Source organism: Streptomyces sp. NPDC018000, from assembly GCF_044328025.1.
Classification (GTDB): Bacteria; Actinomycetota; Actinomycetes; order Streptomycetales; family Streptomycetaceae; genus Streptomyces.
In genome coordinates this window covers 1-1,000 of the sequence record NZ_JBIRGM010000069.1, presented here as the reverse complement: position 1 = coordinate 1,000, position 1,000 = coordinate 1, and the positions used below count along the sequence as shown (strand labels likewise).

General features: G+C 68.4%; 1 protein-coding gene. It reads right to left on the bottom strand.

Annotated elements, in window-relative coordinates:
• The coding region (locus tag ACH4EW_RS32480) for an AMP-binding protein (RefSeq protein WP_398263167.1) at positions 1-974 on the bottom strand (974 nt) is incomplete at its 3' end.
• Positions 975-1,000 lie beyond the last annotated feature (26 nt).

Genomic DNA, 1,000 nt, shown 5'->3' with positions numbered 1-1,000 from the left:
CGAGTCCAGCGGACCACATCCCCGGTGCGATACATGCGTGTGCCCGGACCACCGAAGGGATCGGCGACGAAACGCTCCGCACTCAGCCCGGCACGACCCCAGTACCCACGCGCCACCCCCGCACCGGCAACGTACAACTCCCCGGTCACTCCCGGCGCCACCGGACGCAGACCCCCGTCCAGCACATACACCTGCGTGTTCGCGATCGGCCCGCCAACGGGCACGACCTTGCCGCTCACTGCACTCAGCGGATGGGCCGTGGACCACACCGTCGTCTCCGTCGGCCCATACACATTCACCACCGACGCGCAGGACCGCACCAATCCACCGGCCACCTCCGCCGGCAACGCCTCACCACCGACCAACGCCCGCACCCCGGACAACAACCCCGTGCCCGCCTCGGCCAGCACACCACGCCACCACGCCGGCGTCGCCTGCACCACCGATATGCTCTCCCGCTCCAACAGCCCGCATACCGCTGCCGGATCCCGCGACACCTCCTCCGAAGCCAGCACCACCACACCGCCGCTCACCAACGGCACAAACAGCTCCAGCCCCGCAATGTCGAATCCCACCGTCGTGACCGCAAGCAGCCGCTCGCCCACACCGACACCCGCCACACACCCCATGGCAACCACGAAATTCTCAAACGCACCCCGGGACACGACCACACCCTTAGGCCGCCCCGTCGACCCCGACGTGTAAATCGCATACGCCGCACACGAACCCGGCACCCGCAGCGCAGTGTCGCAGGAGTCCAGCAGAGCACTCTCCTCCACCACCGCCGTATCGTCCAGCAGAAGGGACGATGCGCCCGGCGGCAGCATCCCTGCCAGGTCCCGGATCGTCACCGTGACCGCAGGTTCGGCGTCGGCCAGGACATAGCCGATGCGCTCCGCGGGATGGTCCGGGTCGATCGGCACATACGCCCCACCCGCCTTCCACACCGCCAGCAACGTCACCACCAGATCCACCCCACGAGGCAGAAGCACCCCGACAA